The sequence below is a fragment of the Pseudomonas sp. NFACC14 genome (assembly GCF_900106885.1).
GTDB classification, from domain to species: domain Bacteria; phylum Pseudomonadota; class Gammaproteobacteria; order Pseudomonadales; family Pseudomonadaceae; genus Aquipseudomonas; species Aquipseudomonas fluorescens_AA.
Window position 1 is genome coordinate 164,897 of the sequence record NZ_FNOA01000002.1, and the last position, 25,674, is coordinate 190,570.

General features: G+C 62.8%; 22 protein-coding genes. 9 read left to right on the plus strand and 13 right to left on the minus strand.

The annotated features are described in order from the left end of the window. Positions 1-14 precede the first annotated feature (14 nt). The 5 genes from BLU85_RS05265 to BLU85_RS05285 are packed head-to-tail and all read right to left on the minus strand — an operon-like array spanning position 15 to position 4,865. Positions 15-1,040, minus strand: a complete 1,026-nt coding sequence (locus BLU85_RS05265; protein WP_092199132.1) for a polysaccharide biosynthesis/export family protein — start codon at positions 1,038-1,040, stop codon at positions 15-17. A gap of 20 nt (positions 1,041-1,060) precedes the next feature. Continuing rightward, positions 1,061-1,705 (minus strand): CpsD/CapB family tyrosine-protein kinase, encoded by a 645-nt coding sequence (locus tag BLU85_RS05270; protein WP_092199129.1) that lies wholly within the window; start codon positions 1,703-1,705, stop codon positions 1,061-1,063. Further along, positions 1,706-2,452, minus strand: a complete 747-nt coding sequence (locus BLU85_RS05275; RefSeq protein WP_092199126.1) for a sugar transferase — start codon at positions 2,450-2,452, stop codon at positions 1,706-1,708. Continuing rightward, positions 2,449-3,504 carry an NAD-dependent epimerase gene (locus BLU85_RS05280; RefSeq protein WP_092199123.1) on the minus strand — a complete coding sequence of 352 codons (1,056 nt, stop codon included), beginning with the start codon at positions 3,502-3,504 and terminating at the stop codon, positions 2,449-2,451. Before BLU85_RS05280 ends, BLU85_RS05275 begins: the two co-directional genes overlap by 4 nt. Further along, a complete protein-coding gene (locus tag BLU85_RS05285) occupies positions 3,501-4,865 on the minus strand; it encodes a UDP-glucose dehydrogenase family protein (RefSeq protein WP_092199120.1) in 1,365 nt (454 codons plus the stop codon). The genes BLU85_RS05280 and BLU85_RS05285 overlap by 4 nt, the downstream gene beginning before the upstream one ends. Positions 4,866-5,241: 376 nt before the next feature. On the opposite strand from BLU85_RS05285, the gene BLU85_RS05290 reads away from it, so the two are divergent. From BLU85_RS05290 to BLU85_RS31090, 6 genes are all read left to right on the plus strand, one after another. Continuing rightward, complete coding sequence (locus BLU85_RS05290) at positions 5,242-6,939, plus strand: sulfatase-like hydrolase/transferase (protein WP_092199117.1); 1,698 nt, start codon at positions 5,242-5,244, stop codon at positions 6,937-6,939. A 287-nt stretch (positions 6,940-7,226) separates the two neighbouring features. Next, on the plus strand, positions 7,227-7,895 hold the full coding sequence (locus tag BLU85_RS05295) for an ABC transporter ATP-binding protein (RefSeq protein ID WP_092199114.1): 669 nt from the start codon (positions 7,227-7,229) through the stop codon (positions 7,893-7,895). Next, entirely contained in the window at positions 7,892-10,363 is a 2,472-nt protein-coding gene (locus tag BLU85_RS05300) for an ABC transporter permease (RefSeq protein ID WP_092199111.1), read from the plus strand. Before BLU85_RS05295 ends, BLU85_RS05300 begins: the two co-directional genes overlap by 4 nt. Further along, positions 10,353-11,423, plus strand: a complete 1,071-nt coding sequence (locus BLU85_RS05305) for a lipocalin-like domain-containing protein (RefSeq protein ID WP_092199108.1) — start codon at positions 10,353-10,355, stop codon at positions 11,421-11,423. The genes BLU85_RS05300 and BLU85_RS05305 overlap by 11 nt, the downstream gene beginning before the upstream one ends. Positions 11,424-11,488: 65 nt before the next feature. After that, positions 11,489-11,731 (plus strand): hypothetical protein, encoded by a 243-nt coding sequence (locus tag BLU85_RS05310; RefSeq protein WP_092199105.1) that lies wholly within the window; start codon positions 11,489-11,491, stop codon positions 11,729-11,731. A gap of 24 nt (positions 11,732-11,755) precedes the next feature. Continuing rightward, positions 11,756-11,929 carry a hypothetical protein gene (locus BLU85_RS31090; protein WP_170847568.1) on the plus strand — a complete coding sequence of 58 codons (174 nt, stop codon included), beginning with the start codon at positions 11,756-11,758 and terminating at the stop codon, positions 11,927-11,929. Between the two features lie 444 nt (positions 11,930-12,373). Here the strand turns inward: BLU85_RS31090 and BLU85_RS05315 are convergent, their stop codons facing one another. The 6 genes from BLU85_RS05315 to BLU85_RS05340 all read right to left on the minus strand — a co-directional run bounded on the left by BLU85_RS05315 (position 12,374) and on the right by BLU85_RS05340 (position 19,617). Beyond that, positions 12,374-12,892: an Hcp family type VI secretion system effector gene (locus BLU85_RS05315; RefSeq protein WP_092199102.1), complete on the minus strand. Its 519-nt coding sequence runs from the start codon at positions 12,890-12,892 to the stop codon at positions 12,374-12,376. Between the two features lie 299 nt (positions 12,893-13,191). Beyond that, a complete protein-coding gene (locus tag BLU85_RS05320; protein ID WP_092199099.1) occupies positions 13,192-14,568 on the minus strand; it encodes a 2-oxoadipate dioxygenase/decarboxylase HglS in 1,377 nt (458 codons plus the stop codon). Positions 14,569-14,656: 88 nt separating this feature from the next. Then, positions 14,657-15,877 (minus strand): glycolate oxidase subunit GlcF, encoded by a 1,221-nt coding sequence (glcF, locus tag BLU85_RS05325; protein ID WP_092199097.1) that lies wholly within the window; start codon positions 15,875-15,877, stop codon positions 14,657-14,659. 162 nt (positions 15,878-16,039) lie between these two features. Continuing rightward, positions 16,040-17,098: a glycolate oxidase subunit GlcE gene (glcE, locus tag BLU85_RS05330; protein ID WP_092199094.1), complete on the minus strand. Its 1,059-nt coding sequence runs from the start codon at positions 17,096-17,098 to the stop codon at positions 16,040-16,042. Next, positions 17,098-18,597, minus strand: coding sequence for a glycolate oxidase subunit GlcD (gene glcD / locus BLU85_RS05335; RefSeq protein ID WP_092199091.1), 1,500 nt, complete (start codon positions 18,595-18,597; stop codon positions 17,098-17,100). Before glcD ends, glcE begins: the two co-directional genes overlap by 1 nt. 90 nt (positions 18,598-18,687) lie before the next feature. Beyond that, entirely contained in the window at positions 18,688-19,617 is a 930-nt protein-coding gene (locus BLU85_RS05340; RefSeq protein WP_092199088.1) for an alpha/beta fold hydrolase, read from the minus strand. Positions 19,618-19,883: 266 nt separating this feature from the next. Here BLU85_RS05340 and BLU85_RS05345 point away from each other — a divergent pair, with 266 nt between their 5' ends. After that, entirely contained in the window at positions 19,884-20,969 is a 1,086-nt protein-coding gene (locus BLU85_RS05345) for a diguanylate cyclase (RefSeq protein ID WP_092199085.1), read from the plus strand. Between the two features lie 85 nt (positions 20,970-21,054). Next, positions 21,055-22,293, plus strand: coding sequence for a M20/M25/M40 family metallo-hydrolase (locus tag BLU85_RS05350; RefSeq protein WP_092199082.1), 1,239 nt, complete (start codon positions 21,055-21,057; stop codon positions 22,291-22,293). Positions 22,294-22,494: 201 nt separating this feature from the next. Here the strand turns inward: BLU85_RS05350 and BLU85_RS05355 are convergent, their stop codons facing one another. Together BLU85_RS05355 and xthA are read right to left on the minus strand one after the other, a co-directional pair. Next, the gene (locus BLU85_RS05355) at positions 22,495-23,829 is read right to left on the minus strand and encodes a substrate-binding domain-containing protein (RefSeq protein WP_092199079.1); all 1,335 of its coding nucleotides are present in this window, start codon (positions 23,827-23,829) and stop codon (positions 22,495-22,497) included. Positions 23,830-24,029: 200 nt separating this feature from the next. Further along, positions 24,030-24,842 (minus strand): exodeoxyribonuclease III, encoded by an 813-nt coding sequence (xthA, locus tag BLU85_RS05360; RefSeq protein WP_092199076.1) that lies wholly within the window; start codon positions 24,840-24,842, stop codon positions 24,030-24,032. A 176-nt stretch (positions 24,843-25,018) separates the two neighbouring features. Between xthA and BLU85_RS05370 the strand changes: the two genes are divergently transcribed. Then, positions 25,019-25,669: a GNAT family N-acetyltransferase gene (locus BLU85_RS05370; RefSeq protein ID WP_092199073.1), complete on the plus strand. Its 651-nt coding sequence runs from the start codon at positions 25,019-25,021 to the stop codon at positions 25,667-25,669. Positions 25,670-25,674 lie beyond the last annotated feature (5 nt).

Here is a 25,674-nt window from a genome sequence, read left to right on the forward strand (position 1 = left end):
ATCGGTCACCTGGGTCAGTTGTTGCCGCTGCTTTTGTTGTCGAGGCGGTAGCCGAGGCTGACGCCAACGCCCTGGAACAGCACCACGTCGGCCAGTTGCCGAGCCATTTCACCGGCTTTGGCCAAGCCGGTCTTGGGCACGTACAGCATGTCTTCCGGCTGCAAGTAGGCGATCTGCGAGGCGTCACCGCTCAGGGCTTTTTCCACGTCATAGTGGCGGGCTTCGACCTGGTTGCCGTTGCGCCGCATGATCACCACCGAGTCGAGCCGGGCCTTGACGTTGGTGCCACGAGCCAGGGTCAGGGCCTCGAGGACTGAGATAGGCCGGCGGATCGGGTAGGAACCAGGCTGCGCCACCTCACCGAGGACATAGATCTCGTTGCCGGCGGTGGACTTGAGCAGCACGTCGACGGTCATGTGGCCTGGCAACTGGGCGTAGCGCTCGTTGAGGAAGGTTTCCAGTTGGGTCACGGTCATGCCTTGCAGTGGCACGGCACCGATTTCCGGGAAGCTTGCGTAACCATCCCGGCCCACGATGATCTCCCGGCTCATGCCAGTGGCCGGGTGGGTCAGGGTGTTGCGCAGGTTTGTCTCGCTGCTCAGCGGGCTGGTCACCATTACCGTCAATTGGTTGCGATTGGGCTGGAACAGCATCTTCTGGTCATAGGCACGCTGGACCGCCAGGCGGGCTTCGTCGGTGGTCAGGCCGGCGACTTTCACTGAGGTGTTGGCCCCTGGCAGTTCGATGCTGCCGTCGGGCATCACCTGTTGCGTGCCGTTGAGCTGGCTGGCGGCGGTGAAGTTCAGGGCCACCTGGTCGCCCGGCTGCACCCGATAGGCCTGGGGCCCGGTGGTGCTGATGTGGAAGATCACATCCAGCACGTCCTGAGGCCGCAGGGTCTGTTCGACCTTGGGCATGTCGGTGGCCTGGGCGTTGGCCGGTGCGGCCGTGAGGATCTGCACCGGCATCGAGCGGGTATCGCTGGTGCTGGAGCAACCGGCAAGCGGCAGCAACAGCAGGACAAGCATTCTGGCGTTCATCTCGTCATCCTTTTGCGGGCTTACAGGTTGTTGTAGAGCCATTTGGGCATGTAGTACTTGCGGCGATTGAACACGCTGCCGACCACTTTCGCGCCGGCTTGGGACAGGCGCTGGCGGGCGGCCTGGGCCACTTCCCAGCGGGTGTCTTCACCGCGCACCACCAGCACCACGCCATCGACCTGGGTGCTGAGCACCAGCGTGTCGCTGGCCGAGTACACCGCGTCGGCGTCGATCACCACAAAGCGGTACTGCGCCGCCAGTTGCCTGAACAGCGGGCGCAGGCGCTCGGGGTTCAGGCGCTCGGCATTGCGGCCCAGGCGACCGTGGGGCAGTACGTCGAAGGGCAGGCTGGATGCCTGCACCACGCAGTCCTGCAACAGGGGCGGAGCGAGGCTGTTGAACAGCAGGTCGGTGAAACCGCGTTCCTTGTGCAACGCCAGTTGCTGGCTGAGGTTGCGCGGTGACTGGCTGGCATCCACCAGCAGGACGCGACCGTTGCTCATCTGCGCCAGCTGAGCGGCCAGTGCCATGGCGCTGGTGCTGGTGCCGGTGCCGGTGTTGGCGGACGTCAAGAGCAGGGTCCGCAGGGAAGGGTCGAGCACGGTCGAGGTCAGGTTGGTCTCGCTCGGGCTGGCTATGGTCAGGATATTCGTTGAACCGTCCATTTAACTCGCTCCGTGGCCGCTGAAAACTTTGAAGGGGGTAAGCATCAGGATCTTCAAGTCCAGCCACAGGCTTTGTTCAGCGATGTAGCTGAGGTCCAATTCCACGCGCTGGTCGAAGTCGATATTGCTGCGCCCGGAGATCTGCCACAGGCCGGTCATGCCGGGGTAGATGCTCAGGCGCACAAGATGGTTGTCCTTGTAGCGATAGGCGTTGAACGAGGTCGGCCGCGGGCCCACCAGGCGCATGTCGCCGGTCACTACGTTGATCAGGTTCGGCAGTTCGTCGAGGCTGCTGCGGCGCAGGAACCGGCCGATAGGTGTGATGCGCGGGTCGTTGTCGATCTTGAAATCGATGGCATCGGCACCGTGTTTGTTGAGGTGGCGCAGCGACTCCTTGAGGGCTTCGGCGTCGGCGACCATGGTGCGGAACTTGTACATGCCGAACACCCGGCCGCGATAGCCGGTGCGTTTCTGTACGAACAGCACCGGGCCCGGGCTGGAAAACTTGACCAGCAGTGCCAGGCCCAGCAACAGCGGGCAGAAGACCACCAGGATCGCCAGTGCGCCGAGGCCGGCCACCACCCGATTGGTGCGCGAGACCGTCCAGGGCCGGCCACCGTCGCGACCGGTCAACCAACCACGGCCTTGGCGGTGAATGGCCGCGTCCAGGCGCCTGCGGTGCTCGGGATCGACACGTTTATCGCGTCCGGGGGCATTGATCGCAATGATTTGCTCATGTCGGGTCATAGACTCCTCCGCTGAGATTGGGCCGCAAGCGGCGCGTGGGCAGGCAGTGGGTAGTACTCGAGGAACCACTGGATGAAGCGGCCCAGGCCGTCGTCCAGTTCGATGCCCGGCGTGAAGCCGGTGGCCCGTGCCAGGTCGCTGGCGTCGGCGCAGGTGTTGAGCACGTCGCCCGCTTGCAGAGGTAGCAGTTCGACGCGGGCAGTGCGTCCCAGGTGTTTTTCCAGCAGCGCGACATAGGTGCGCAGCGCCACCGGGTGCTGTCCGCCGATGTTGTAGATCCGCCAGGGTGCGCGGCTGGTGGCCGGGCCCGGTTGTTCGTGATCCAGCAAGGGCGTGACCCGGGGCGCCTGTTCGATCAGGCGGGCAATGCTTTCGACGATGTCGTCGATGTAGGTGAAATCGCGCTGGTGCTCGCCGTGGTTGAACAGCTGCAGCACACGGTCTTCGGTAATGGCGCGGGCGAACTGGATCGGCGACATGTCCGGCCGGCCCCAAGGGCCGTACACCGTAAAGAACCGCAAGCCGGTGCAGGGAATACCGAACAGGTGGCTGTAGCTGTGGGCCATCAGTTCATTGGATTTCTTGCTGGCCGCGTACAGCGACAGTGGATGATCGACATTGTCCTGCACCGAATAAGGCGTGCGCGGGTTGGCGCCGTATACCGAGCTTGAGGAGGCGTAGATCAGGTGCTTGACCGGATACCGGCGGCAGCTTTCCAGGATGTTCAGGAAGCCGGTGATGTTGCTGTCGACATAGGCCTGCGGGTTTTCCAGGGAGTAGCGCACGCCGGCTTGGGCCGCGAGGTGAATCACCACGTCCGGGCGCCGGGCCTGGAACCATTCGTCGATGGCCGGTGCGTCGGCCAGGTCGAGCCGCGCCAAGGGGAAGGTGCCGACCTGGTCGTTCACCCAGGCCACGCGGTCGTGCTTGAGCTGCGGGTCGTAGTAGTCGTTGAAATTGTCCAGCCCGCACACCCGATGGCCGTCGCGCAGCAGCCGCAACACGACATGGGCGCCGATGAAACCGGCTGCGCCGGTGACCAGGATGTTCACGCCTGTGGCCCTGGTGCCGGGGTGCCGGGCACGGTGTGGCGCAGCCCGATACCGCGATACAACAGCCCGGCGGCGGCCAGGTGTTCGGGGTTGTACAGGTTGCGGCCATCGATGATCACACGGGCGCGCAACTTGCTGGCCAGCAGGTCGAAATCCACCACGCGAAAGTTCTTCCACTCGGTGCAGATCACCAGGGCGTCGGCGTCTTCCAGGGTGTCATCGCGGGTCGCACAGAGGTTCAGGTCCTTGCGGTAGCCGTAGAGACGGCGGCATTCGGACATGGCTTCCGGGTCATAGGCCTGGACCCGGGCGCCTTCGCGCCACAGCGCTTCCATCAGGTAGCGGCTGGGGGCTTCGCGCATGTCATCGGTGTTGGGCTTGAACGCCAGGCCCCAGATGGCAATCGATTTGCCGGCCAGGCCATCCGGGAATTGCTTCGCCAGTTTCTCGAAGAGGATGTGCCGTTGGCTGTCGTTGACGTCGGTGACGCTGCGCAGCAGGCGCAGTGGCATGCCGCTTTGTTCGGCGGTGTGCAGCAGGGCCCGCAGGTCCTTGGGAAAGCACGAGCCGCCGAAACCGCAGCCGGGGTAGATGAAGTGATAACCGATGCGCGGGTCCGAGCCGATGCCCTTGCGCACCGCTTCTATGTCGGCGCCCAGCCGTTCGGTGAGGTTGGCCAGTTCGTTCATGAAGCTGATGCGGGTGGCGAGCATGGCATTGGCGGCGTACTTGGTCAGTTCGGCGCTGCGGTTGTCCATGAACATCAGTTTTTCGTGGTTGCGGCAAAAGGGCGCGTAGAGCTCCGTCATCTGGTCGCGGGCCACCGGGTCGGCAGTGCCGACGATGATCCGGTCCGGCCGCATGCAGTCGGCCAAGGCACTGCCTTCCTTGAGAAATTCGGGATTGGACACCACCCGCACGTTTAGCTGTTTCAGGCCGCGCCGGGCCAACGCCTGGCGGGCGCATTCGGCCACCTTGTCGGCGGTGCCCACCGGCACCGTGGACTTGATGACCAGGGTGCGGTCGCTGTCCATGAAGTCGGCGATCTGCCGGGTGACGGCCAGCACATGGCTCAGGTCGGCCGAGCCGTCTTCATCGGCGGGGGTGCCGACGGCGATGAAAATCAGCTCGCCGTGATTGACCGCGTCGCTGGCCTGGGAACTGAACGACAAGCGTCGGGCCTTGATGTTGTCTTCGAGCAGGTTGGACAGCCCCGGCTCGCTGATGGTGGGGACGGCCTGTTGCAGTTGCCGGATCTTGTTCGGGTCGATGTCGATGCATAAAACGCGGTGTCCGACGTCGGCCATTGCGGCCGCCTGGATCAACCCGACATACCCCGTACCAAATACGCTCACGTCCATTTTTGGCGTGCCTCGCAGACCGAATGATGTAACCCGGATGAAACTGTTTAGAGGGGTATAGCGCAGCTTCAGAAAAGCGTGTCAGCAAAATGACAGTTGTCAGTGTTGGCAATTCAAGTGAAATCGGGCCTTCTGATATCAAGTCATTGACTGATCTAGCAAAGTGGCTGTTTTACTGGGTATGACTGGCATTTAAGAAAACGATAAACGGTCGTTATCCATAGATTTTTATATTTTGTTACCTATTTTCGTGTCGTTTTTGGGGCAACTTTTTTTTGACGCGTGGTTGGGGAGGGGCATTTCTTGCGCTTTGAAAATCGGCTGCTAACGTGCAGGAACGAAGTGCTTTCGACACCGCGATCCGGTTGAGGAAAACATGGCCCGCTACCTCAAGGAATTGCTGCTGTTTTTGTACCTGCTCAAGGGGTACGCCTATTACCTCGACCGTCTCGATGCGTTGGGCATGGGCTTGGCCACCTTGCTGTTCGGCGCCATGTTCGTGCTGTTGGTGCTGGCGCTGTGGATGTGCGCCTACATACGCCAGACGATGGTCAGGCATGTGTTTGCCTTGGCGCTGTTCGTTTCAGCGGTTTTTTTCGAGGTGTACACCCAGGTCACGGACAGTTACCTGACCTACAGCCAGTTCGTCTCGCTGGTGTACTCGGGAGGGTTCATCCAGGAAGCGGCCTATCAGTATCGCGAGGTGATCATCAACGCGGCGATCGGCGGCTTGTTGCTGTTGTTCGGCATCGCCCTCAAGCCTCGTCGGGCGCTGCGAGTGCCCGGTTATCTGCCGGTGCTCGCGCCCGTGCTGGGTGTGGTGTCGCTCAGTGGCGTGCTGTTCGTGCGGGCGGGCGAGGGCGCGCGCGGCCTGCCGGTGATGTACACGCCGTTGGCCTATTTGAATCTCTTCGCCTACGAGTCCTTGCACAACACCATCGGCCCCCGGGAACCGGTCACCCTGACGCGGCGATCGTCTTTGATCGAGCAGGACATCGTGCTGATCATCGATGAAAGCATTGGCGGCAATTACCTGGATATCAACACGCCGTCTGGCGTGCACAGCGGCCTGAAGACACCGCCCGAGGGCGTGGATATTTTCAATTTCGGCTACGCGGCTTCCATCGCCAATTGCAGCGCCGACACCAATGTCACCTTGCGCTACGGCGGTACTCGCGCTGACTACATGCGCATCAACAGCACCCGGCCGTCGATCTGGCAGTACGCCAAGCAGGCCGGCTTGCGCACCGTCTACATCGACGCCCAGCGCACTGGCGGCAATCTGCAGAACCTGATGACCGACCTGGAAAAAAAGGACATCGACGAATTCGTCCAATTCGACCAGGCCAGCGTGCGTGACCGCGACATGGCGGCGGCGGCGAAGTTGATCGAGCTGTTGGGCGACCACCAGGCCGAACTGGTGGTGATCAACAAGGTGGGGGCGCATTTTCCAGTGCACGACAAATACCCCGACGACTTCATGAACTACCGTCCGGCCTTGCCGCGCGGGCAGTTCCAGGAAGTGGCCGACACCGGCAGGCGCGACGGTTTCAATGGCCAGCAAGATGACTGGCTGCTGTACCGTAACGCTTACCAGAACACCTTGCTGTGGAATGTCGGCGAGTTCTTCAAGCGAATCTTCCAACAGGCCGATTTGAGCCATGCCGTGTTGATCTACACCTCCGACCACGGCCAGGATCTGCACGAGCGCGGCAATCCCGGGCTTAACACCCATTGCGGCGGCGACCCGGTGGCCGAAGAAGGCTTGGTGCCGTTGGTGGTGATCCAGGGCAGCCAATTGCAGACCCTCGATTGGCGCAATGCCTGGGCCCGGAACAAGGACCGCTCCAGCCACTACAACATCTTCCCGACGTTGTTGCAGTTGATGGGCTACGACCCGGTCGGGGTCGAATCGGCCTATGGAAAATCCCTGAACCAGCCGACCGATGACGACTTCACCTTCAACTACCGCTTCAACGCGCGGCTGGGGGCGAAACCAGCGTGGAAACATATCGACCTGGACAACATCGTGACACCGCATTCCGGCCAGGTTGAAATGGCAGTGGGGCATTGACGCTATACGCTGAGCTCTTTGGGAGTGGGCTTGCTCGTATGAGGCCGGCAAACATCTTCATCGACTATGACGCCGCCTTCGCGAGCAAGCTCGCTCCCACATGGATTTTCGGCAGCCACAAACTGCACATACGCCGCAGAGCCCTGTGGGCGCGAGCTCGCTCGCGATGAGGCCTGCCCATCCACATCACCGCCAGCTGATACACCGCCTTCGCGAGCTCTCGCCTGGGCCGGCATTACGGCTAATTCCGCTATCCTGAGCCTCACGTTCATTCATCGAGCCTGTTCATGCTTGAAGTCCGCGATGTCTTTAAAAGCTACCCCACGCCCCAAGGCCCGTTACCGGTGCTGCAGGGCGTCGACCTGACCCTGATGCCTGGCAGCAGTCTGGCGCTGATGGGGGAGTCCGGCAGTGGCAAGAGCACCTTGCTGCACTTGGTCGCCGGGCTGGACAAGGTGGATCGCGGCAGCATCCGCAGTGGTGAATATCGGCTCGACGGCATGAGCGAAAGCCAGCTGGCGAACTGGCGGCGCACGGAAATCGGTCTGGTGTTCCAGCAGTTCAACCTCATCAGCAGCTTGTCGGTGGAAGACAACCTGGCGTTCCAGGCGCGCCTGTGCGGCCGCCATGACGCGGCCTGGCAAGCCCATCTGGTGCAGCGACTCGGGCTTGCAGCGTTGCTGCGGCGTTACCCTGAACAGCTTTCCGGCGGGCAGCAACAACGGGTGGCGCTGGGGCGGGCGCTGGCCTCGCGGCCACCCTTGTTGCTGGCTGACGAACCCACCGGCAGCCTCGACGAAGCCACCAGCGACGAAGTGTTGCAACTGTTGCTGGAGCTGCTGGAAGGCAGCCCCACCAGTCTGCTGATGGTGACCCACAGTCCACGGGTGGCGGCGCGCCTGGCCCTACGCGTGGTGTTGCACGGCGGACGGTTGGCACAGGTGGCCCAGGGGTGATGATCTTTCGCCAGACCCTCAAGGCCCTGCTCAGCCATTGGCGCCAACACCCGGTGCAATTCTTCAGCGTGCTGACCGGCCTCTGGCTCGCCACCAGCCTGCTCACCGGCGTGCAAGCGCTGAACAGTCAGGCCCGGGACAGCTACGCCCGGGCCAGCCAATTGATCGGCGGCCAACCCCAGGCCAGTCTCAATGCCCCCGGTGGCGGCACCTTCCCTCAGCAATGGTTTATCGACTTGCGGCGCCAGGGCTGGCCGGTATCGCCGGTGTTGCAGGCCCGGGTGCTGCTCAAGGGGCACGAGGATCAGCGCCTGCAACTGATGGGCATCGACCCGGTGTCGTTGCCTCCCGGCACGGCCCTGGCGGGGCAGGCGCGGGATATGAGCGAGGTGGTCGAGTTTTTTACCGACCCCGGTCGCACTTGGGTCGCCCCGCAAACCTTGCAGGCCTTGGGGCTGGGCGAGGGCGACCGGCCTCGTACAGTCGATGGGCAATCGCTGCCGCCGCTGCATGTCCAAGTGGACATGGCGCCGGGCGTGCTGTTGATGGACATCGGTTTTGCCCAAGCGGTACTCGGGTTGCCGGACCAGCTGTCGCGGCTGTTGTTGCCCGTCACGTTCAACGCCGCGCTGCCGGAGGCCTTCCGTGATCGGCTGCAATTGACGCGTGCCGATGAAGAAAACAACCTGTCGCGCCTGACCGAAAGTTTTCACCTGAACCTCGACGCCTTGGGGTTTTTATCGTTCGTGGTGGGGTTGTTCATCGTTCACGCCGCCATCGGCCTGGCCCTCGAACAGCGCCGCAGCCTGCTGCGAACCCTGCGGGCCTGTGGCGTCAGTGCGCGGATGCTGGTCACCAGTCTGGCGATTGAGCTGGGCGCGCTGGCCTTGCTGGGCGGGATCGCCGGGGTACTCAGCGGCTACTGGCTGGCGGGCCTGTTGTTGCCCGATGTCGCGGCGAGCCTGCGGGGTTTGTACGGTGCCGAAGTGGCCGGGCATTTGAACCTCAGCCTGGGGTGGTGGCTCAGCGGTGTCGGCCTGAGCCTGCTCGGCGCGCTGCTGGCCGGGGCCGACAGCCTGCTGCGGGCGGCGCGTTTGCCCTTGCTGGCGCTGGCCAATCCCCAGGCCTGGCATCAGGCCCATGGGCGCTGGCTGCGACGCCAGGGTTGGGTGGCGACAGGGGCGGGGTTGATCGCCGTGTCGGCATTGATCGGGGGGGACAGCCTGGCCAGTGGTTTTGTCTTGATGACCAGCTTGTTGCTGGGGGCGGCGCTGGCCTTGCCGGTGTTGCTCAATCGCGCGCTGAACCTGCTGGTGCGCCGCAGCCGCTCGGTGCTCGGGCAATGGTTTCTCGCCGATTGCCGCCAGCAACTGCCAACGTTGAGCCTGGCGCTGATGGCCTTGTTGTTGGCGCTGGCGGCCAATATCGGTGCAGGCAGCATGACTGCCGGCTTCCGCCAGACCTTCAGCAACTGGCTCGAACAACGGCTGAGCGCCGAGTTGTACATCAACCCGCAAACCCCGGCCCAGGCGGTGGAGTTGCACGCCTGGCTCAAGCAGCAACCGGCGATCACTGCCGTCGTGCCCATCTGGCAGGTATCGATCCCGCTGCAAGGCTGGCCGACGGACATCCACGGCATCATCGATCATCCCCACTATCGCCAGCATTGGCCGCTGTTGGAATCGGCCAGTGACGAGCCTTGGGGGCAACTCACCCATGCCGACACGCTGATGCTCAGCGAACAGCTGGCCCGGCGCCTCAAGATGAGGATTGGCGACCCGTTGACTATCCCGACGCCCAGCGGGCCGTGGACGCCGCGGATCGTCGGGATCTATGCCGACTATGGCAACCCCAAGGGGCATGTGCTGGTCAATGCCGATCATTTGCTGGCGCACTGGCCGAACCTGACGCCGAATCGCTTTAACCTGCGTATCGAGCCGTCCGCGATGGCTTCGATGCTGACAGCGTTGCAGAGCCGGTTCAGCCTGGACGACAGCCGCATCGTCGATCAGGCCCGGCTCAAGGGCTGGTCGACCCAGGTGTTCGAGCGCACCTTCGCCGCCACCGCCGCCCTTAACAGCCTGACCCTGGCGGTGGCGGGGGTGGCGTTGTTCATCAGCCTGCTGACCCAGAGCCAGAGTCGTCTCGGTCAGTTGGCGCCGCTGTGGGCACTGGGGGTGACGCGTCGGCAATTGATGTTGCTCAACCTCGGCCAGACCTGGTTGCTGGCGCTGCTGACCCTGGTCCTGGCCTTGCCGCTGGGCATTGCCCTGGCCTGGTGCCTGGACGCGGTGATCAATGTGCAGGCCTTCGGCTGGCGCCTGCCATTGCGGGTGTTCCCGTTGCAATTGGTGCAGTTGCTGGCCCTGGCGATGTTCGCCACGCTCCTGGCATCGGCCTGGCCGCTGTATGCGTTGTACCGCACGCAGCCGGCGGATTTGCTGAGGACCTTTGCCCATGAAGATTAAAATTGGCGTGTTGCTGCTGGCGTTGCTCAGCGGTTGTGATGACTCAGCGCCGCCACAAAAGGGCTTTGCCGGCCTCGGCGACCAGGCCGTCGCGTTCACGCCTGTCGTGCCTGGGCGGGCGTTCGGTTTTCCGGCCGACCACGGCATTCATGACGGTTTCCGTATCGAGTGGTGGTACGTCACTGCCAACCTCAAGGATGCCCAGGGCCGGGATTTCGGTGTGCAATGGACGCTGTTTCGCAACGCCTTGGATGCCGCGCCCCAGGCCAGCGGCTGGCGCAACCAGACGATCTGGCTCGGCCATGCGGCGGTCACTTCTGCCACCGTGCACCATGCCGCCGAGCGTTATGCCCGAGGCGGAGTGGGGCAGGCTGGGGTGCAGGCGATGCCTTTCGATGCCTGGATCGACGACTGGCAATTCACCAGCCAGGCTGCTGCGGCCGAGCCGTTGGCGGACATGCAATTGAAGGCGCGCGACCGACGCTTCAGCTATGCGTTGCGGCTGACGTCGAGCCGCCCGTTGGTGTTGCAGGGCGATCAAGGTTTCAGCCAGAAATCCGCGCAGGGGCAGGCGTCGTACTACTACAGCCAGCCGTTTTTCCAGGCCAGCGGTGAATTGGAAATCGACGGTCAGCGTTACACGGTCAGCGGCCCGGCCTGGCTTGACCGCGAATGGAGCAGTCAGCCCCTGACCGCCAACCAGACCGGCTGGGACTGGTTCTCCCTGCACCTGGACAATGGCGAGCACCTGATGCTCTATCGCATGCGCCACAAGGACGGCGCGCCGTACCTTACGGGTACCTGGATCGACGCCCAGGGTGGGGCGCAAACCCTGCACGCCGCAGAGATCAGTCTCGTGCCTATGGACACCACCCAGGTCGCCGGACGTTCGATGCCGGTACGCTGGGCCATCAAGATCCCCGGCAAACAACTCGACGTGACCCTTCAGGCACTCAACCCCGAGGCCTGGATGGACCTGCGCATTCCCTATTGGGAAGGCCCGGTACGACTCAGTGGCAACCAGGGCGGCACGGGTTACCTGGAAATGACCGGCTACTGAGAATCGCCGGAACTCCCTGCGAACCTCGACCCTCATAACTGATGAATGTCTCGCAGGAGCCCGCCATGAGCGATGACCTCAAACCTCCGTCGCTGGCCGACTGGCAGCAGTTGTTCGACGACAAGGCCTATTGGCAGCAGTCCCCCGATGCCCACTTCACCGAGCTGATGCGGGTGGCCAATGATCTGTTCGGCCTGGGCGCCATCGACCTGGCGCGTTGGCAGGACTTGAAGAACCAGGCCGAGCAACTGCACCAGCGCTCTCCGGATGCCAATGTCGCTGAAGAAGTCGCCGACCCCGATGCCTGAATCCCGATATCCAAGGAGTTCGCCATGAAGCACAACCCCGATCGAACCCCGTCCAACCCGGACGCACCCGCATTGCCCGGCGAAGTGGAACGCGATAACGATGCCTTGCGACCCAATGACCCGGCCAAGCGCAAACAGCAACGGGGTGACCCTGAAGCGGGGGACACCGATGCGCAAAAAACCGGGCGGCGTGGCTGAAGTCCGGCTGGTATTAAAAAGAGTTTTTTAATGACTGTTTAATTTTTCTGTGCAGATAGCTTTTGCATCTGCCATGTTTTGTATAACTGTTTGTACAGTTATGCGTGTAGGAGCTGTCGAGTGCAACGAGGCTGCGATCTTTCCCGAAACACTTGAGTCTCAAGCGAAAGATAAAAGATCGCAGCCTCGTTGCACTCGACAGCTCCTACTCAGCGCCTGCACAACCGGCATAGTCTCAATAATAAACAATTATTTAAACAGCCTCGCGGACATATTCTGAAAGTTCCATTATTATTGTGCCTGTTCGCCCAGTGTCAGGCTCTTTACCAGTGCATGGATTGCCGAGGCCGTCGCACTGGGCGAACACCTCTCAGGGCATATCACCGTTTACTTCAATGCACATCGGACAGCAGCCCTGGCCGATGTGTTGACAGCTGTGTGTGTTTAACCGGCGACGGGTACACGCCAGTCGTCGGAGCCCATCGTGCCGCAGACTTCGTGATTCCAAGTGATCTTGCGATAGGAGAAGTGCACATCCTCCAGATGGGTGAAATGCGCATTCGCCGGATCCTGGCAATTGAACATGTAATCTTTGATCTCGACGATGATCGCGTCAAACAGTGTGGTGGTGAAGTAGTGTTCCTGGGTGCCCGCCGCCGAAGTCCGGAACCAATGAATCACAATTTCTTCAAGGAGTTCACCACTGGTGAGGGCCGCTTGCAGCAGCGGCGTGGCCTTGTCGAACACTTTCGTGATGACGAGGGGGTGATGCACGCGTTGGCCGGTTGGCTGGCCGGATTGAGGATCGCGCGGGATGGTCACTTGGTGCTGGAAGCGCTGCACCATGATTTGGTCCTCGCGACCTTCCTGATAGAAGTTGCCAACCGAGTCGGCCGTAAACGCGCCAGCCGTGATCAGACCTTGCTTGATGCCTTTGATGATCATATACGCGGGGGTAGCCAATGGACGCTCTCCTTCCTGGATAACTAAAATGGCCTGGGACAGCAGTTGTCCGAGGTGGCCAAACGGTTATCAAGAGCCGTGCCATTTATAAAAAAACGATACAAATCAGTAGGTTGTGTTGTTTCTGTATGAGTTCATAGCTCCGGCAGGGCGGAATGTGCGCAAGAGGTCGCTCGGAGCAATGCCATCTATATGCGTCTCGGGTTGGCGCGGAGGCTCCTTAGGCGGGGCGGCTCATTATCGAGTTTTGTGGCCGATCTATAGCGCAACTTCTTACATGGCCGACTTTCAGTCCGTTCCTATACGCCCAACGCAACTCTGCATTCATCAATGGAACGCTGTTGCGTCTCGGCGTACAGCCCCAACTCATCGATGGTCGTGCGCCCCAGCGCCGCTTCGAAGGCCTGGCGGTTGGACTGTCCGGCGTAATGGCTCTGGGCGGCATCGCCGAGGTTCGACTGGAAGATGCCGGCGGCGCTGACCGGCAGGAAGTCTTCGTACACCAAGGGCTCGGCGCGCAGGTATTGCTGTTCGAGCAAGTGTTCCAGGGACGCTGCTGGCTCGAGGGTGCCCTTGGCGGCGAGGCCCTTGGGCGTCGGGAAATAACGGAAATACGCCAACGCCTGTTGGCGCAACTCATCGTGGTTGTCCGGGAATGCGACAAAGTGTTCGGCCATCAACGCGTTGTAGCGTTCGGCGTTGGCTTCGTTGGGAAACGCCCCCAGCGCATCGCGTGCGGCGTTCAGCAATTGGTCGTAGAGCGCGCGGCCCTTGGGCGTGAGCGCGGCGCCGCGTTGTTCGATTTCGCCGAAGCGGGCGCTGTGGCTACCTTGGGCCTGTGGCTGGTCGGTGAAGGCGACGGGTTCGTCGAGTGCCTTGAAGCTGGTCTGGCGCAGCAGGATCGGGCATTGGCGACGGGGTGGGCCTTCGATCACAGCCTTGGGAGTGATGCCATGCAACGGCATCCGCGCCTGGACGATGTCGATGTCCAGGGTGCGTGGCGTCAGGTGATTGATGTGCGGGCCCTTGAACGCCACCACGTCGGCGATCAGGCGATGCTGGGCGCTCAGTTGCCGGTACTGTTCGGCGGTGACGGTGGCGCTGTGGTGCCAGCGGAAGGTTTCCAGGGCCTGCAGGACGAAGTCCTCGGCCTGGGCTTGCGTCAGGCCACCCTGGCGCTCGGCCAGGTCAATGAGCTCCAGGGCGCCGGGGGTGAAGATCTGCCGTTTGGTCAACACCGACTCGGCAAAGGCCCGCAGCTCGGTATTCTCGATCAGTTCCAGGCGCAGCAGCGAGGTAAACACTCGGAACGGGCTCACCTGCAACGCGCTTTCATGCACGGCGCGAAACGCTGTGGAATGCACGGGCACCCCGGCCGGCGTGAGGTCGTAGTAGCCCACCGGCTGCATGCCCATGACCGCGAACAGTCGCCCCAGGGTCGCCAGTTCGGCGGCGGTGCCGACGCGAATCGCGCCGTGGCGTTCCAGGTCCAGGCGCTCGAGTTCGCCGGTGCTGCGCAGGTGTGCGGCCAGTTGCGGCTGTTCGGCCAGTACCTGGGCGTTGGTGTGCTCCACCAGCTTCATCAGGGCGCCATACAGCGGCACCTCGTCGCGGTACATGTCGGACATCGCTCTGGAGAAGCGTTGGCGGATCAGGTCGGGGCTGACGAAGCTCATCGTGAGAGTTCCTGGCGAGGGCTGTGGGAAAGTTGAACGAAAGATCGCAGCCTTCGCCGGCCCCGGCAAACGAAGAATCTTCAGGACTTCATTCTGCCAGGGACTGATCCACCAGCTCGATCCAGTGCCGCACGGGCGTGCGACCGGCGCCGTCGAGGTGGTTCTGGCAGCCGACGTTGGCCGTGACAATCATCTCCGGCTGACCGCTTTCCAGGGCATTGAGGCGGTTGTCGCGCAACTGCCGCGCCAAGGCCGGCTGGGTCAGCGAATAGGTGCCGGCCGAACCGCAACACAAATGGCCGTCGGGCACCTCGGTGAGGTTGAAGCCCAGCCGCGTCAACAGTGCTTCGATGCTGCCGCCGAGTTTCTGCGCATGCTGCAAGGTGCATGGGCAATGGACGGCGATGCGCTGGTTCCTGGCTGCGCAGATCTGTTCCAGCGGTTCGTTGCCGAGCACTTGCACCAGGTCCAGCGCTCGTTCGCTTATCTGCTTGGCCTTGGCGGCATAGGCAGGGTCATGCTCCAGCAGGTGCCCGTAGTCCTTGATGAAGGCGCCGCAACCGCTGGCGGTCTGGACGATGGCTTCGGCGCCGTGCTCCAGGTGCGGCCACCAGGCGTCGATGTTCTGTCGGGCGCGGTCCAGTCCGGTGGCCTGGGCATCGAGGTGATAATCCAGCGCACCGCAGCAGCCGGCCTGCGCGCAAGGGATCACGCTGATGCCGAGTCGATCCAGTACTCGCGCTGCCGAGGCGTTGGTGTTGGGCGACAGGCCTGGTTGCACGCAGCCTTCGAGCATCAACACCCTTCGCCCATGGCGCAGCGGTGGGCGGTCGCTGTGGGATGGGGCGGGGCGGGGCAACTTGGCGCTCAGGTTCGTCGGCAGCAACGGACGGAAGACCGCCCCAAGGCGCAGCAGGGCCTTGAACCGTTCGGGACTGACGGCCAGGCTGCGCAACCCCAGGCGCAGTGCGCGTTGGCCGGCGGGGCGCGGCACGGCTTGGTCGACCACCGCCCGGCCGATATCCAGCAGGTTGTGGTAATCCACGCCGGACGGGCAGGTGCTCTCGCAGTTGCGACACGACAGGCAGCGATCCAGGTGCAACTGGGTGCTGGCTGTCGCCGGCTGGCCTTCGAGTACTTGCTTGATCAGGTAGATCCGACCTCGCGGGCCGTCCAGTTCATCGCCGAGCAATTGGTAGGTGGGGCAGGTGGCATTGCAGAAGCCGCAATGCACGCAACTGCGCAGGATCCGTTCGGCTTCTTCGGCCCGGGGCAGGTTTTTGCTTTCCTCACTGAACCGAGTCTGCATAGTTAGTGTCCTGTATCACAAATGCTGTTCCTTTTTGACGGCGTCTGTTGTCGTCATGCTGCGTTGCCGCTCCTCGCCATAGCGGGCTATGACTCGTCGCGGCGCCTTGCCTGACGACAACAGCCACTCGTCAAAAAAGGAACGCATTTGCGACACAGGGCACTAAAGCTCCGGGTACATCCGACCAGGGTTGAACAGTCCCAGGGGGTCGAGCTGGGCCTTGAGTTGCCGGTGATAGCGCAGCAGCGCCGGGGCCAGTGGCTGGAACGGTGTGTCGCTGGCACCCTGGCGATAGCAGGTGGCATGGCCGCCCACTTCATGGGCCAGGGCTTGCACCGTGCCGGCCTCGGTTTTCAACCAGCGTTGCGCGCCACCCCAATCGATCAGTTGAGCGCCGGGCAGGGTGAGGGGGCCGATGTGGTTGGGCAATGACAGGCGCCACAGCGGCAAGCCTTCGTCGAAAAATGCCAACCGATGTTCATTCAGTGCCGTCCAGTATCGATCGTCGATCACCTCGCCACCAAAACGTTGATGAGCGGCGCTGACCGAGCCTTCGCCCCCCTCCAGGCGCAGGTGCAGGCAGTCGCCGTCATGGCTGGCGGCGCTGATGGGCAGGGGCTGGCGACCCCATTCGGCGAGTGTCTCCAAGGCTTCGGCGCTGCCCAGTTCCAGACGGATGCTCAGGCTGTGGCGGGGCTTGGGCAGGACCTTCAAGGACACTTCGGTGATCACCCCCAGGCAACCGAAACTGCCGGCCAGCAGGCGCGAGAGATCATAGCCGGCGACATTCTTCATCACCTCGCCGCCGAAACGCAGCACCGTGCCGTGGCCGCTGATCAGGCGCGTACCCAGGACGAAGTCGCGCACCGAACCCGCCCAGGGGCGACGCGGCCCCGACAGCCCGGCGGCGACCATGCCGCCGACCGTGGCGTCGTCGCCGAACGTCGGCGGTTCGCAGGGCAGGCGTTGCCCGGCGGCCTCCAGGGCGGCGAGCAGTTCCCGCAACGGGGTGCCGGCCCGCGCCGTGATGACCAGCTCGGTGGGGTCGTAATGGACGATGCCACGGTGCACGCGGGTGTCCAGCACTTCGCCGGCCACTTTCCGCCCCAGGAACGCCTTGCTGTTCGAACCCTGGATGCGCAACGGCGTGGCGTTGGCCCGTGCGCGATTGACCTGTTCGAGCAACAGGTCGCTGGCGTCCTGGTCGGCTTCGCGGCTCATCAGAAACGCTCCAGTTCGGGAAACGGCAACTGCCCGCCATGGATGTGCATGGCACCGAACTCGGCGCAGCGGTGCAGGGTCGGGATGTTTTTGCCGGGGTTGAGCAGGCCTCGAGGATCGAACGCCGCTTTTACCGCGTGGAACAGGTTCAGTTCGTCGCTGTTGAACTGTGTGCACATCTGATTGATCTTTTCCCGGCCAACTCCGTGCTCGCCGGTGATGCTGCCGCCCACCTGGACACACAGTTCGAGGATTTTCCCACCCAGGGTTTCGGCGCGCTCCAGTTCGCCGGGCTGGTTGGCATCGAACAGGATCAGTGGGTGCATGTTGCCGTCGCCGGCGTGAAACACATTGGCGACCCGCAGGCCATACTCGGCACCCAGGCTGGCGATGCGTTGCAGCACCTCGGGCAGGGCGCGTCGGGGGATGGTGCCGTCCATGCAGTAATAATCCGGCGCCAGGCGCCCCACCGCCGGGAAGGCGTTCTTGCGCCCGGCCCAGAACCGCAGTCGCTCGGCCTCGTCCCGCGCCTGGCGCACCTCGGTGGCCCCGACCTGCTCCAGCACCTGACGGACCCGTTCGCAGTCGTCATGGACATCGGCCTCGACCCCGTCCAGTTCGCACAGCAGGATCGCTTCGGCGTCCACTGGATAGCCGGCGTGGATGAAGTCCTCGGCGGCGCGGATCGCCAGGTTGTCCATCATTTCCAGGCCTCCGGGAATGATGCCGGCGGCGATGATATCGGCCACCGCCCGCCCGGCCTTGTCCACCGAATCGAAACTGGCCAGCAGCACCTTGGCGACCTGGGGCCGGGGCAACAGCTTGACCGTCACTTCGGTGATCACCCCGAGCAAGCCTTCGGAGCCGGTGAACAGCGCCAGCAGGTCCAGGCCCGGCGAATCCAGGGCTTCGCTGCCCAGGGTCAGGCGTTCGCCTTCGACGGTGAGGATTTCCAGTCTCAACAGGTTGTGCACCGTCAGGCCGTACTTGAGGCAGTGCACGCCGCCGGCATTTTCCGCGACATTGCCACCAATGGAACAGGCGATCTGGGAAGAAGGGTCCGGCGCGTAATACAGCCCGAACGGCGCCGCTGCCTGGGAGATCGCCAGGTTGCGCACACCCGGCTGAAGCCGTGCGGTGCGGGCGTCGGGGTCGATGTGCAGGATCTGGTTGAACCGCGCCATTACCAGCAACACGCCACTGGCCAGGGGCAGGGCGCCGCCGGACAGACCGGTTCCGGCCCCCCTGGCGACCACCGGGACGTTCTGTTCATGGCAGAGCTTGAGCAGCGCCTGCACCTGCTCGACCCGCCTGGGCAAGACCACCAGCAGGGGCGTGGTGCGATAGGCCGACAAGCCATCGCACTCGTAGGGCTTGAGGTCTTGCTCCTGGTGCAGGATGTCCAGGTCTGGAATCTGTGCCTGGAGGGCTTGCAGCAGGGCCTGTTTGTCCACCTTCGGCAAGGAGCCGTCGAGGTGTTCGTCGTAGAGGATGTTCATGGAGTCGATACCCCCTCAGTCGCCACGAATCCTTGTGGGAGCGAGCAAGCTCGCTCCCACAAGGGGTTCATGTTGTTTTACGCATCGCCATCACTGCCCCAACCCCTTGAGAAAGCCACGGTACAGCGCAGCGGTTTTCCCCGGTTGCTCGATCATCGGCAGGTGGCCGATCCCGTCCCAGATTTCCACGCGCAAGTCCGTGATGCCCTTGCTCCACACCGGCACGCTGCTGACATCGATCACCCGGTCCTGGCGGCCCCAGAGCAGCAGCGAAGGGGCGCGAATGTCGGCCAGGTGGGGCTCCATCGATGGGCTGGCGCGAAAGTCTGCGTAGATCTCCGCCAGTTCTTCGCGGTGTTGTACATAACGCTCGGCCACGGCCGCCATCACCATGCCCGGTACCCAGGGCGGCGAGGCCATGGTCATTGCATAGAACGGCATGAACTCCTCCTGCGAATGCACCAGGGACGGATTACGACCGGCGGCCAGTTGGCGGTCCATGTCGCTGGGCTGGGGGGAGGTGACGCCGGCCGGATTGAGCAGCGCCAGGGTCAGCACGCGATCAGGCGAAGTGGCCGCCAGCCACGCGGCGAGATGGCCCCCCATGGAGTTGCCGATCACATGGACCTTGTCCAGGCCGCAGGCGTCGAGCAACTCGATGATCCGCCGGGCCTGGGTCGGGATGTCGTAGCCGCCGCCGGCCTTGAAGCCGGTTTCGCCATGGCCGGGGAGATCAGGGATCACCACCCGGTAATCGCCGACAAAATGCCGGGCAACACGCAGCCAGAGGTTCTTGTCGCCGCTGTAGCCATGCAGCATCAGGATGCTGGCGGACGCTTCATAAGGCCCGCCCTGCCAGGTCGACACGGTCATCTCGCTGATGGGCACGGTGATTTTGCGTAACCGGTAAAGGCGTGCCTCCAAGGCCATGCTCATGTCGTAGATCACATGGCCGATGCCGGGATACGTCAACCAGCTCCAGGCGATAAGTACAGCAAGAACTACCAACAACACCAGCATGTTTTGCCCTCCATGGGCTGCGACAGAATGTGATCAAACGGATCGGTCGGTGATAAGTGAAGCTTAAACCCGCAACATCGTTACCCAGGGGCCTCCTTTCGCAAGGCTTACGGATGCCTTGTCATATATAGCCAAGATCCCGGCAGAGTCTCGCATTTGAATGTGAATAAATACCCTTGCATCAGTGGTGGCTATTTGATGCTGCCCTGATAGACTCCAGACAACCCCATCCCGATGACTCGGGAACCCGCGGTGCAGAGGCGTCCATGCAAAAAACGGGAAAAAAGGGACTGTCGTTGGCCAGGAGGCTCTATGTATCGCGCGCCTTGGGTCTGACGCTGGGGTTGCTGCTGGTCAGCGCCGCGCTTTATCCCCTCGATCCGGCACCCTGGGTCTGGGGTTTCATGCTGTTCAACGGCCTGCTCTGGCCGCACCTGTCTTATTGGTGGGCCTGTCGCAGCGCGGTGCCGTACCACGCCGAACACCGCAATCTGCTCATCGATGCCTTTCTCGGCGGCTTCTGGGTCGTGGCGATGCAATTCAACCCGCTGCCCACGGCCGTCACGCTGGCGATGATGGCGATGAACAACGTCGCCATCGGTGGCCTGCGTTTCCTGCTCGTTGGCGTGATGGCTCAGGTGGCAGGCATCGCCGTGGGCACGGTCATCTTCCCGCTGACCAGCGTGCCCATGACCAGCCCGGCGCAGATCTACGCGTGTCTGCCGCTGCTGTGCCTGTATCCGATGGCACTGGGCTGGATCTGCTTTCGCCAGGCCTACACCCTGGGTCGGCAAAAGCGTGAATTGCTGGCCCTGAGTCGTACCGACAGCCTGACCGGGTTGCTGAACCATGGCGCCTGGAAAGATCGCCTCAACGAGGAATTCCAGCGTTGCGTGCGCCAACCAGCGGACGGGACGCCCCGTGGCGCGATTGCATTGATCGACATCGACCATTTCAAGATCATCAATGACACCTACGGCCACGGGGCTGGCGATATCGTGCTGCGTCAGCTCGGCAAGCTGCTCAGGCAGAACCTGCGCTCCGCCGACATTGTCGGGCGTTATGGTGGCGACGAGTTTGGCGTGATTCTGCCGGACCTGACCCAACACAACGCGGTGCAGGCCATGGACGGTTTGCGTGAACGCTTCGCGACCCTCAGCTACGAGCGGGACCCGGCGCTGAAAGTGAGCCTGAGTATTGGCGTCGCGGTCTTCAACCCGGCATATGCCGACGCGACCCTCTGGCTCGACGATGCAGACCAGGCGCTGTACGAAGCCAAGACCAGCGGGCGTAACCGGGTCATTTGCCACCGCCATCGACCGGTGTTGGAAGCGTCGACCGTTTCTGTCTGAGATGGCCTCTTGCTGCCTGGAGCCTTGGTTCATTGTCGGGTAGGGTGCCCATGGCACTCTTTCGATACGGAACAAGGATGAAATCATGACGATGACCGCTGTTCGCTCCCGTCTGGCCGTCAGCCTCGGCCTGAGCCTGGCCCTTGGCGCCTTTACCCCCATGGTCTTTGCCCAACCCCATCAACAAATCCTGAGCGATGCGCAGCAGTACAAGGGCGAGGCCCTGAAGTTGCTGGAGCGGCTGGTGAATATCGACTCCGGCTCCGGGTATGTGCCGGGGCTGACCCAGGTCGGCGACATTGCCATCGACGAACTGAAAAAATTGGGCGCGACCATCGAGAAGGTGCCGAACTCGGACGGTACCCAGCACATCCTGGCGACCCTCAAGGGCACCGGTAAAGCGAAAATCCTGCTGATGGCCCACATGGACACGGTGTTCAAGGAGGGCTCGGCCGCCGAACGCCCGTTCCATATCAAGGATGGCCGCGCCTACGGGCCGGGAGTGATGGACGACAAGGGCGGTATCGTCGCGGGGATCTACGCCTTGAAGGTGCTCAAGAACCTGGACTTCAAGAACTACGCGCAGATTACTTTCCTGCTCGACGCCAGCGAAGAAACCGGCTCGGACGCCGCCACCGACCTGATCAAGAAAACCGCCAAGGCCCATGACGTGACCCTCAACCTCGAACCGGGTCGCCCGGCCGACGGCCTGGTGGTCTGGCGCAAGGGCAGTGCCACGGCGCTGGTGGAGGTCAAGGGCAAGGCGTCCCACGCCGGCGTCGCGCCGGAACTGGGGCGCAATGCGGCGATGGAAGCCGCGCACCAGATCCTGCAACTGGGCAAGCTCGGCGACGCGGAAAAGAAAACCACCATCAACTTCACGGTGATCAACGCTGGCGACCGGACCAACGTGATTCCCGACCAGGCGAGCGCCAAGGCCGATGTACGGGCGGCGGTGCCGGAAGAATTCGAGCGCATCGAAAAAGACCTGGCCCGGGTCTCGCAGGACAAGTTGATCGCCGATACCGAAGTCACCACCAGCCTCAAGCGCGGCCTGCCACCGATGCCCCAGACGGCGGAGTCGGACCGGTTGATGGCCATGGCCCAAGGCATCTATGGCGAACTGGGGCGCAAACTCACCGAGGAAGGCAGCGGCGGCGCGGCGGATGCCAGCCTCTCGGCCGGTGTCGGCACGCCGACGCTGGATGGTTTTGGCATCGTCGGCGGAAATATCCATACGCCGGAGGAATACGCGGAAGTCGAGAGCGTGGTGCCCCGGATTTATCTGCTGTCGAGGATGATCATGGAGTTGGCTAATCGATAGCATTCAGCCCTGCAAACAACCTGCGGCAAGGACAAACTCCTGTGGCGAGGGGATTTATCCCCGTTGGGCTGCGCAGCAGCCCCACACCAGACACCACGGAAAAACAGATGAACCGCGCCAGCCGGATTACGACTGCTGCGCAGCCGAGCGGGGATAAATCCCCTCGCCACAAAAGCGGGTGCGCTTTTTGATGGCGTCGTTCTAGTAAACCCACACCTCCACCCGCCGATTCCGAACCCTGCCTTCATCCTCGCTATTGGCCGCCACCGGCATCAAGGCGCCGAACCCGCGTACTTCCCGCAACGCCACGCCGTATTTGACCAGTTCACGGCGCACCGCCATGGCTCGCAGTTTGGACAGCAGGTCGGCCCGCGCCGGGTCGTCCTTGGCGTCGCCAAAACCCACCAGGGTCACGCGTCGGTCGGCTTTGCCGTGCTGCTGTATATAGTCGAGCACGCGGCTCAGGTCCTGGTGGGCCTTGTTGTCCAGGCTGGCGCTGCCTTCTTCGAAGCGGAAATTCACGGTCAAGCGTTGTGCGTGGCGGCTCAGGGCCTGGTACCCCTCGGGCATCAGTGCATTCGGCGTGACGGCCATGGCCTCGACGGTCTGGGCGATAAACCCGTTGGCCGCGACGATGGCCTGGCCTTTGTCGCTTTGGGTAAACGCCACCAATGCCTCGGCCCACGGGTTGGTGCCCCAGGGGGGCAAATAGAAGAACAGGCGCCGGGAGAGTGGGTAGTCTTCGGTGGCGATCAGGTGGTTGAGCGGCAGCATGGGTTGGGAAGCGCCGTCGACAATGGCCAGCGCCTTGGCCTGGCGCACGTAGGGCAAACCGATGAAACCGATGCCTTGCGGGTCCTGGCTGACCGCGTCGGACAACTGTTCGCTGGACTCGAAGCGCCGCGCGGCAGGATCCAGTCGTTTTCCCTGTCGGCTGAGGACCAGTTCCTTGAAAGTGTCGTAGGTGCCGGACTGTTCATCCCGGGCATACAAATGAATCGGCCCGCCCGTTCCGCCGACGGCCTCCCAGGTTTTTGCCTCGCCGCTGAATATCCGCGCCAGTTGCACGGTATCGAGTTGGCGCAGCGGGTTGGAGGAATGAAGGATGATCGCCAGGCCATCAATGGCGATGACCTGCTCGGCGGCAGGACTTTTCAGGTCGCCCAGGGACGATAATTCCTTCAGTTCATTGTCCTTGATTGGCCGGGAAGAGGCCGCCAGGTCGGCGCTGGCTTGTTTGAGGGCGGTGAAACCGGTGCTGGAGCCGTGGGCCGCGATGTCGACTTCCACCCGTCGGCCATCGGCGGTCTGGCCAACGATGCGTTGCTCGTTGTCGCGCCCGGTGATTTCGCTGCTGACCCTGAGCAGGCCCTGATCTTCCATCAAGCCTCTGACCAAGGCCGGTCCCAGCGCCGCGCCGATGGTATTGGAGCCCTGGAGGCGCAAGGCGGGGCCTTGTTCGGGAATGGGCAAATTGCCGGCCCATGCCACGAACGGCAGCCAGAGGCCCATGAAAACCACAACACACAGCCGCATGCCGGCACCTTCTGAACCCGAGGAAGTGCCGGAAGATTAAGTCAGTCAGGTTACTGAAAGGTGACAGGGGTGCGACGGAGCACCGAAATCCAATGTGGGAGCGAGCTTGCTCGCGATGGCGGCGGCACATTCAAGATCAATGTGACAGCTGGATCGCTATCGCGAGCAAGCTCGCTCCCACAGGGGGTGGTGTGACGCAATCAGCTCAACTGCAACCAGATCGGCGCATGGTCCGACGGTTTTTCCATGCCCCGCAGCTCATAGTCCACGCCAGCGTCCTTGACCCGCGGCAGCAGGCCGTGGGAGGTGAGGATCAGGTCGATGCGCAGGCCGCGCTTGGGCTCGTCCTCGAAACCGCGGCTGCGGTAGTCGAACCAGCTGAAACGGTCGGTGACGTCCGGGTTCAGGTGGCGGAAGCTGTCCACCAGGCCCCAGTTCTTCAGGCGGTCCATCCATTCGCGCTCTTCCGGCAAGAAGCTGCATTTGCCGGTTTTCAGCCAGCGCTTCATGTTGTCCGGGCCGATGCCGATGTCGCAGTCTTCCGGGGAGATGTTCACGTCGCCCATCACCACCACCGGCTGGTCGTTGCTGAAGCGGCTTTCCAGCAGTTGCTGCAAATCGTTGTAGAAGCGCTCCTTGGCCGGGAATTTGGTCGGGTGGTCACGGCTTTCACCCTGGGGGAAGTAACCGTTCATGATGGTCACCGGTACGCCGTTGGCATCGGCGAAGGTGCCCCAGATGAAGCGACGCTGGGCGTCCTCGTCGTCACTTTCGAAGCCTTTGTACAGGCTCAGCGGCGCCTGGCGGGAGAGCAGGGCGACGCCGTAGTGGCCTTTTTGCCCGTGGTAATGCACGTGGTAACCCAGGGCCTGCACCTCGGCCAGGGGGAATTGTTCGTCGTGAACCTTGGTTTCCTGCAGCCCGATCACATCCGGCTGGTGCTTCTCGATCAGCGCCGCCAGCTGATGGGGGCGGGCGCGCAGCCCGTTGATGTTGAAGGAGACGATCTTCATGGTCGGCTGTCCTGGCAAAACTGCGATGCTAGCTGACATGTGGGAAGGGAGCCAGCGTGGCAGTAGGACAAATGCGCTGCTAATGTCCTTTGCATGTAGGAACGATCACGACCCCATCGGGTTCGTACTCATAAGAGCAGGGCCTCATCGAGCCTCGCCCCAGGAGATCCAACACCATGCCTGAAACCGCCACCGCCATCGCCGACGTCCATATGCTCGACAGTGGTTATTCCCGTGAAGCCCGTTCGTTGCTGTACCAGGCCTATCGCCATGAGCCTACCTTCAGCTACCTGTTCGAATCCGAGCGTCCCGGTTATGAACAGCGGGTACGGGCCACGGTGCGCGAGCTGGTCAAGCAGCATTTTCTCCAGGACCTGCCGGCCATCGGCCTGCTGGTCAACGACCGCCTGATTGGCATCGCCCTGATCGCCCCGCCGCAGCGACGCCTGGGCATCACCGAAAGCTGGGCCTGGCGCCTGCGCATGGTCTTGAGCACCGGTTTTCGCTGCACCCGGCGCTATCTGGAGTACCACGCGGCGGTGCTGGCCTGCCTGCCGTCGGATGCGGTCCATGTGTTGCCGCTGCTGGGGGTGCACCCACAGTTCCAGGGCAAGCATTTCGGCGAGCAGTTGCTCGAGGCGGTCCATAACTGGTGTGCGGTGGACGAGCATTCCCAAGGGGTGGTGCTGGACACTGGCAACCCGCGCTACCTTGAGTTCTATAAACGCCAGGGATACGAGGAAATCGGTGAAGTCGCGGTAGGACCGATCCGCGAGCATGTGTTCTTCCACGCCAACCCGCAGATTCTGCAAAGTGCAAGGGCATAGTCGGG

Excerpts from the sequence above, each read along its gene's own strand:
- BLU85_RS05265 (WP_092199132.1), bottom strand. The coding sequence starts at position 1,040 with ATGAACGCCAGAATGCTTGTCCTGCTGTTGCTGCCGCTTGCCGGTTGC.
- BLU85_RS05270 (WP_092199129.1), bottom strand. The coding sequence starts at position 1,705 with ATGGACGGTTCAACGAATATCCTGACCATAGCCAGCCCGAGCGAGACC.
- BLU85_RS05275 (WP_092199126.1), bottom strand. The coding sequence starts at position 2,452 with ATGACCCGACATGAGCAAATCATTGCGATCAATGCCCCCGGACGCGAT.
- BLU85_RS05285 (WP_092199120.1), bottom strand. The coding sequence starts at position 4,865 with ATGGACGTGAGCGTATTTGGTACGGGGTATGTCGGGTTGATCCAGGCG.
- BLU85_RS05290 (WP_092199117.1), top strand. The coding sequence starts at position 5,242 with ATGGCCCGCTACCTCAAGGAATTGCTGCTGTTTTTGTACCTGCTCAAG.
- BLU85_RS05295 (WP_092199114.1), top strand. The coding sequence starts at position 7,227 with ATGCTTGAAGTCCGCGATGTCTTTAAAAGCTACCCCACGCCCCAAGGC.
- BLU85_RS05305 (WP_092199108.1), top strand. The coding sequence starts at position 10,353 with ATGAAGATTAAAATTGGCGTGTTGCTGCTGGCGTTGCTCAGCGGTTGT.
- BLU85_RS05310 (WP_092199105.1), top strand. The coding sequence starts at position 11,489 with ATGAGCGATGACCTCAAACCTCCGTCGCTGGCCGACTGGCAGCAGTTG.
- BLU85_RS31090 (WP_170847568.1), top strand. The coding sequence starts at position 11,756 with ATGAAGCACAACCCCGATCGAACCCCGTCCAACCCGGACGCACCCGCA.
- BLU85_RS05320 (WP_092199099.1), bottom strand. The coding sequence starts at position 14,568 with ATGAGCTTCGTCAGCCCCGACCTGATCCGCCAACGCTTCTCCAGAGCG.
- glcF (WP_092199097.1), bottom strand. The coding sequence starts at position 15,877 with ATGCAGACTCGGTTCAGTGAGGAAAGCAAAAACCTGCCCCGGGCCGAA.
- glcE (WP_092199094.1), bottom strand. The coding sequence starts at position 17,098 with ATGAGCCGCGAAGCCGACCAGGACGCCAGCGACCTGTTGCTCGAACAG.
- glcD (WP_092199091.1), bottom strand. The coding sequence starts at position 18,597 with ATGAACATCCTCTACGACGAACACCTCGACGGCTCCTTGCCGAAGGTG.
- BLU85_RS05340 (WP_092199088.1), bottom strand. The coding sequence starts at position 19,617 with ATGCTGGTGTTGTTGGTAGTTCTTGCTGTACTTATCGCCTGGAGCTGG.
- BLU85_RS05345 (WP_092199085.1), top strand. The coding sequence starts at position 19,884 with ATGCAAAAAACGGGAAAAAAGGGACTGTCGTTGGCCAGGAGGCTCTAT.
- BLU85_RS05350 (WP_092199082.1), top strand. The coding sequence starts at position 21,055 with ATGACGATGACCGCTGTTCGCTCCCGTCTGGCCGTCAGCCTCGGCCTG.
- BLU85_RS05355 (WP_092199079.1), bottom strand. The coding sequence starts at position 23,829 with ATGCGGCTGTGTGTTGTGGTTTTCATGGGCCTCTGGCTGCCGTTCGTG.
- xthA (WP_092199076.1), bottom strand. The coding sequence starts at position 24,842 with ATGAAGATCGTCTCCTTCAACATCAACGGGCTGCGCGCCCGCCCCCAT.
- BLU85_RS05370 (WP_092199073.1), top strand. The coding sequence starts at position 25,019 with ATGCCTGAAACCGCCACCGCCATCGCCGACGTCCATATGCTCGACAGT.